6 protein-coding genes are annotated in these 5,913 nt (G+C 39.9%); 2 read left to right on the top strand and 4 right to left on the bottom strand.

Going from position 1 to position 5,913, the window contains the following annotated elements; genetic code table 11:
• The 4 genes from V4596_02910 to V4596_02895 all read right to left on the bottom strand — a co-directional run.
• Nucleotides 1–233: hypothetical protein (locus tag V4596_02910; protein ID MES2768070.1), on the bottom strand; the 233-nt coding region annotated here is incomplete at its 3' end.
• Entirely contained in the window at nt 230–1,546 is a 1,317-nt protein-coding gene (gene aroA / locus V4596_02905; protein MES2768069.1) for a 3-phosphoshikimate 1-carboxyvinyltransferase, read from the bottom strand. The genes V4596_02910 and aroA, both read right to left, overlap by 4 nt.
• A gap of 27 nt (nt 1,547–1,573) precedes the next feature.
• Complete coding sequence (gene aroF / locus V4596_02900) at nt 1,574–2,440, bottom strand: 3-deoxy-7-phosphoheptulonate synthase (protein MES2768068.1); 867 nt, start codon at nt 2,438–2,440, stop codon at nt 1,574–1,576.
• A gap of 1 nt (nt 2,441) precedes the next feature.
• Nucleotides 2,442–3,410, bottom strand: coding sequence for a polyprenyl synthetase family protein (locus tag V4596_02895; protein MES2768067.1), 969 nt, complete (start codon nt 3,408–3,410; stop codon nt 2,442–2,444).
• 221 nt (nt 3,411–3,631) lie between these two features.
• Here V4596_02895 and V4596_02890 point away from each other — a divergent pair, with 221 nt between their 5' ends.
• Both V4596_02890 and V4596_02885 read left to right on the top strand, forming a co-directional pair.
• Nucleotides 3,632–4,357: a succinate dehydrogenase cytochrome b subunit gene (locus V4596_02890; protein ID MES2768066.1), complete on the top strand. Its 726-nt coding sequence runs from the start codon at nt 3,632–3,634 to the stop codon at nt 4,355–4,357.
• A gap of 37 nt (nt 4,358–4,394) precedes the next feature.
• Nucleotides 4,395–5,913 (top strand): fumarate reductase/succinate dehydrogenase flavoprotein subunit (locus V4596_02885; protein MES2768065.1); only part of this gene is annotated, 1,519 nt, incomplete at its 3' end.

The raw sequence follows: 5,913 nt of genomic DNA, 5'->3' as shown, positions 1-5,913 counted from the left end.
AGTTCTAATACTTTTTCTTTATATGGAGATGTAACATTTAATCCATCGTATTGTTTTAAAACTTCTTTAGATTTTACAAAGTCTTCGGGATTAATCTCTAAGAGATCGTAAGAAAAATCTGAGGAAGAGTTAGTAAGGCCAAAATAATCTTTTAAAAAATTAAAAATCTTTGGAGACTTAGAATGCTTTATTGGATAACCAAGAACAGCGAACTTTAGAGGATGTTCGGTCATAAAAATTCCGCCATCTGATTTAAAACTTGGTTCATCATGATTTTTCCAGAAATTTGCTCAGCAAAATATGGATCAGAGATCTCAGCACATTCAAAATTATTGATCTCTACATCTCCACGCACGCAGTATCTGCTTACCGCAGCCATCATGGCGATTCGATGATCATGGTAAGATTCTACTCTACCACCCACAAGAGCCTGATGACCTTCGATAAAGAGATCATTGCCTTTGACTGTAACTTTTCCGCCAAGAACTTCGATAGCCTCTACCGTGGCTTTAATGCGATCCGTTTCTTTGAATCGTAATTCTTCTACGCCCATGATCACAGAAGGCCCATCACATTGCGTGGCAAGCAATACTAAAAGTGGAACTTCGTCGATGAGTGCAGACACTTCACTGGACTCAATGTAAAAACCTTTGAGTTTTGAGTTTTTAATTTTTAATTTGGCTACGGGTTCAGGATGTTCTGAAATCATTTCGATTTCGATATTTGCGCCAGACCTCTTTAAAACTTCGATAAAACCCATTCGCGTTGGATTTACACCAACATTTTCAAGTGTAACATCGCTCTTCTCTGCCAATACTGCAGCCGCAATCCAAAAACTTGCAGCGGATACGTCATTTGGAATTTTATAAGAATTATTATGTAACGCTTGTTTTCCTTCGATTTGAATCTCGCAGATTTGACTTTTTAGATCTGAAGTTAAAATTTTTGCTCCGAAAAACTTCAAAAGTCTCTCTGTATGATCTCTGGATTGAATTTTCCCAGTCAAGGCTGTTTCACCGTCAGCGTAGAGAGCTGCAAGTAAAATCGCCGACTTCACTTGAGCAGAACTGACTTTTAAATCGTAAGTAATCCCTTTTAATTTTGAAGGTTTAATTTGTACCGGAGCGTACTGATTATCTCTTAAAGAAATTTCTGCGCCCATTTGAGTGAGTGGCTCGACCACTCTCTTCATTGGTCTTTGTGTGAGAGATTCGTCTCCCACGAGAGTCGATTCAAATTCTTGCGCGCTCAATACACCCATCATTAAACGCATCAATGTTCCTGCGTTGCCACAATTTAACTCTTTTAAAGGCTTTTTAAATTTTCCAGTCGATGAAACTCGAACACTTGTACCGTCTCGTTCGATCTCTATACCCAATTGCAAAAGAACTTTTTCGGTAGAAACAACATCAAGCGCTTGAGACATATTTTCGAATTGAGAAACGCCCTTGGCAAGAGCTGCAAACATCAAGCATCGATGAGAAATGGATTTGTCCCCTGGAAGTTTCGGTGTTCCAAAAATTTCGCTGGAGGATTTTAATTTCATAGATCGCCTCTCGTGCTTAAAGCATCCTTAAGGGACTTGAATATCTAGAGCTGTAGCAAATTTTTTGATATTTTTTGTCAGCGAGTCAAAGTCTGCGTAATTGATGGCTTGAGCGCCGTCAGACAACGCCTCTTCAGGCCTATCATGAACTTCGATCATTACGCCATAGCTACCGCAAGCTAATGCAGCCTTACTCATTGGCTCGATCAAATCTCTTCTCCCCAAAGCATGACTCGGATCCACGATCACAGGAAGGTGGCTCATCTCACGAATCAAAGCCACCGCACTAAGATCTAAAAGATTTCTAGTCTCAGGATCAAAAGATCTTATTCCACGCTCGCAAAGAATTACATTTTCATTTCCTTGTTTCAAAATATACTCTGCGCTCAACAACCATTCTTTGATAGTCGCAGCCAAACCGCGCTTCAACATCACTGGCTTATTGATCTTTCCCACTTCTTTCAAAAGAGAAAAGTTTTGCATGTTTCTTGTTCCGATCTGAATGATGTCTGCAACCTCTGCGACCGCCTCAAGATCTCTCACATCTAAAACTTCTGTAATGATTGGAATTTGTAATTCTTTTTTAACTTTTGCTAAAATAGCTAAACCTTCATTTCCTAAACCTTGAAATGAATACGGGGATGTTCTTGGCTTAAACGCTCCCCCACGAAGAATATGAGCTCCTGATTTTTTCACAGCTCTTGCAATATCAAAAGCCTGCTCCTCGCTCTCGATGGAGCAAGGCCCTGCGATAATGAGAAATGAATTGGATTTGAACGTAATTAGTGGTTGCCCAGCAACCACTGTATCCAGCCCGACGTGAATTTGAGTTTTTTCTTTGTTCGATTTTTGAGCACTTAGGGGAAACTCAATATTGTTAGATTCAATTTCCATTTTAATGGCCTCTTATGCTCAAGAATTGAAGCAGATTTTCTAATGATGTATAACTTTCTTTTGCAATGTCAGTTGTCGGTGGAACTAGTTTTTTAATTTCAGCTAATTTTTCTTCGGCACGATTCAAGTATGCCATTGATAAATCACGAATGTTTTGAATTGAAACTTCAAGGTCCGATTGCGTCCATGGGAAGGAGTTGATTTCTAATTTGCCTAGAAGCTCTTTTGTTGCAGGTTTTAATTCAGGTTTTCTTTTTAAAAGATCACAGATCACGTAGTTGACGATTCCTTCTTTAAGATCTTTGGCAAAATCTTTTTCACCTTCTTCAGTAAAATCAATGACGTCATCGATCATTTGAAAAGCGATTCCTAAGTTTTCACCAAAGTCCGTTGTCATCTGGCGAAGATCTGCACTATTCGATTCAGATACACGAGCGGCAACTGTACAGCACCAGCTCATTAGACTTGCAGTTTTTCTTTTTGAAACTTCGATAAGATCACTTTGTGTTGTATCAATACTTCCGCGGATGTCGATCTGTAGCCACTCACCGTTCACAAGGTCCTCAATAACCATGGCTAAATCATGAATGATGTCGACATCACCATTTTCAGAAAGCTCAACCATCACTCGAGCTAAAAGCAGGTCACCTGCAAGAACTGCGCGTTTACTTGAAGATTCTGCATTGATTGTTCTCAAGCTTCTTCTTGTTGAAGCATTGTCCACAACGTCATCATGAGCCAGAGAAGCTGAGTGCGTGAATTCCGCTGCACGAGCAAAAGGAATCATTCTATCGGCAGTGACACCCAAAGCTTGGCCCATCAAAAAGCATAGAGCTGGTCTAAGTCTTTTTCCACCCACGAGAACTGTACGATTTAAAAGATCTGGAATTTCCGGAACCGAATGGTTGGTTTTTAAAACCAAATCCAGTTTTTCGATAGAATTTTTTACCGGCGATAAGAGTTCCGTCAAAACAAAGTCTCCTTAACAAAATGAGCCTTGAATAAATAACCCATTTCCGTGAGATAAGCCAAACAACAACCGCAATCCCGCACTCTTTGACGCTCAACATTAAATCGAAAAATTACTCTACCTAAACCCCAAATCTGGAAGTTGTTGTCTTGGGGGAAAGTTCATGTCATTTTATCTAATGAAATCCAATTGATAATGATATCACTCGGGAGCTAACAACAATGTCCGCTACATCACCCAATGCCAATAGTACTAAAAGCTATAACAGGTTCAATCGCATTATTTCATCCTCAGTTTTCCAAAAAGTCACAATGGCCTTAACAGGTCTTCTATTGATCGGTTTTGTGATTATGCATTTGTCGGGAAATATTACACTTTATTTTCCTGATGGAACACCATTCAATAAATACGCAGATTTTTTAGCGTCATTTGGTTGGTTATTCTACGCAGCCGAAATTGGATTGCTTACACTGTTCTTAGTTCATATCGTCACTGCAATTCAAATTTCAAGATTAAATAAAGCTGCTCGCCCTGTGGGATACAAAGCCTACCAAACAAAGGGCGGACCAAGCAGAGCTAATCTTTCTTCGAGATTTATGATTGTCTCTGGAATTCTACTTCTAGCATTCTTAATCCTCCACATTTGGCAATTCAGATTTGGCCCAGGTGTTGCTGATGGATATTTAGTTGAAATGGATGGAAAACAAATTCGAGATCTTCACAGACTCGTGGTCGAGACTTTCCAAAATCCTGTTTTTGTTGTGATCTATGTTTTTGCCATGATCATGTTGGCATTCCACTTGAGGCACGGATTCTGGAGTGCATTCCAATCCCTCGGCGCAAGAAGTCCAAACCTTCATAATATTTTACAAAAATTAGCAATCTTACTCGCAGTTGCGATTTCCCTCGGATTTATGGGAATTCCAATATGGATTTACTTTAGATAGGAGATAGTAGTCACAACAGTGACTACTGAAACAACTTATGTCACTCAATTCAAAAATCCCTGAAGGGCCTCTCAAAGACAAATGGGAATCACACAAGTTCAACATTAAACTTGTAAACCCAAATAACAAAAGAAAGCATACGATCTTAGTTGTGGGCACAGGCTTAGCCGGAGCATCGGCGGCAGCATCACTTGCAGAACTTGGATACAATGTACAGACTTTCTGCATTCAAGATAGTCCGAGGAGAGCTCACTCGATTGCAGCTCAAGGCGGGATCAACGCTTCTAAAAACTATCCTAACGATGGCGATAGCATTTACAAATTATTTTACGACACCATCAAAGGTGGCGATTATCGAGCACGCGAAGCCAATGTTTACAGACTCGCGCAAGTGAGTGGAAATATCATTGATCAATGCGTAGCTCAAGGTGTCCCCTTTGCTCGTGAATACGGTGGCGCACTTGCCAACAGATCTTTTGGTGGAGCTCAATTATCTAGAACTTTCTATGCCAGAGGTCAAACTGGTCAACAGTTACTATTAGGGGCTTACAGCTCTCTTATGAAAAATACTCAAGCAGGTAAAATTAAAAATTTTACGAGAAGAGAAATGCTTGATGTCGTTATGGTCGATGGAAAAGCCCGCGGAATCATTTGTAGAAACCTAGTGACTGGTCAAATCGAAAAATATGCTGGAGATGCGGTATTACTTTGCACTGGTGGATATGGAAGAGTTTATTTCTTATCCACAAATGCCTTCAACTCGAATGCTACTGCTGCATGGAGAGCTCACAAGCGGGGAGCTTATTTTGCAAATCCATGTTACGTACAAATTCACCCAACGTGCATTCCGGTTTCAGGACAACATCAATCAAAATTGACTCTCATGAGTGAATCTTTAAGAAACGATGGTAGAGTCTGGTGCCCTCGCAAAAAAGAAGACACAAAAAAAGATCCTGCAACTATTCCTGAAGCAGATCGCAATTATTACCTCGAAGAAAAATATCCAAGCTTCGGCAACCTTGTTCCTCGTGACGTAGCTTCAAGAAACGCCAAAGAAGTTTGTGACAATGGATTTGGAGTAGGTCCAACTGGACAAGCTGTGTATCTAGATTTTAAAGATGCTATCAAGCGTGATGGTTTAAATGTGATCAAAGACAAATACGGAAATCTTTTTGATATGTACAAACAAATCACTGGTGAAGATCCTTACAAAACTCCAATGAAAATGTATCCAGCAATCCACTACACTATGGGTGGATTGTGGGTAGATTATAATCTGATGACGACAATCCCAGGGCTTTATGCTTTGGGTGAGGCAAATTTCTCTGATCACGGAGCCAATAGACTTGGAGCTTCTGCTCTGATGCAAGGTTTAGCTGATGGTTACTTTGTTGCTCCATACACGGTTGGAGATTACATCGCTTCTGAAAAATTCAAAAAAGTAACGACTGAAGATAAAGAGTTTGTTGATGCCGAAAAAGAAGTTAAAGCTAAAACAGCAAAATTTTTGGAAATCGGCGCTAAAGGCAAAAAAACAGTTCTTGAATTTTACAAAG

The organism is Bdellovibrionota bacterium (genome assembly GCA_040386775.1).
GTDB lineage: Bacteria > Bdellovibrionota > Bdellovibrionia > Bdellovibrionales > JAEYZS01 > JAEYZS01.
This window is presented reverse-complemented; position numbering and strand designations above follow the sequence as displayed.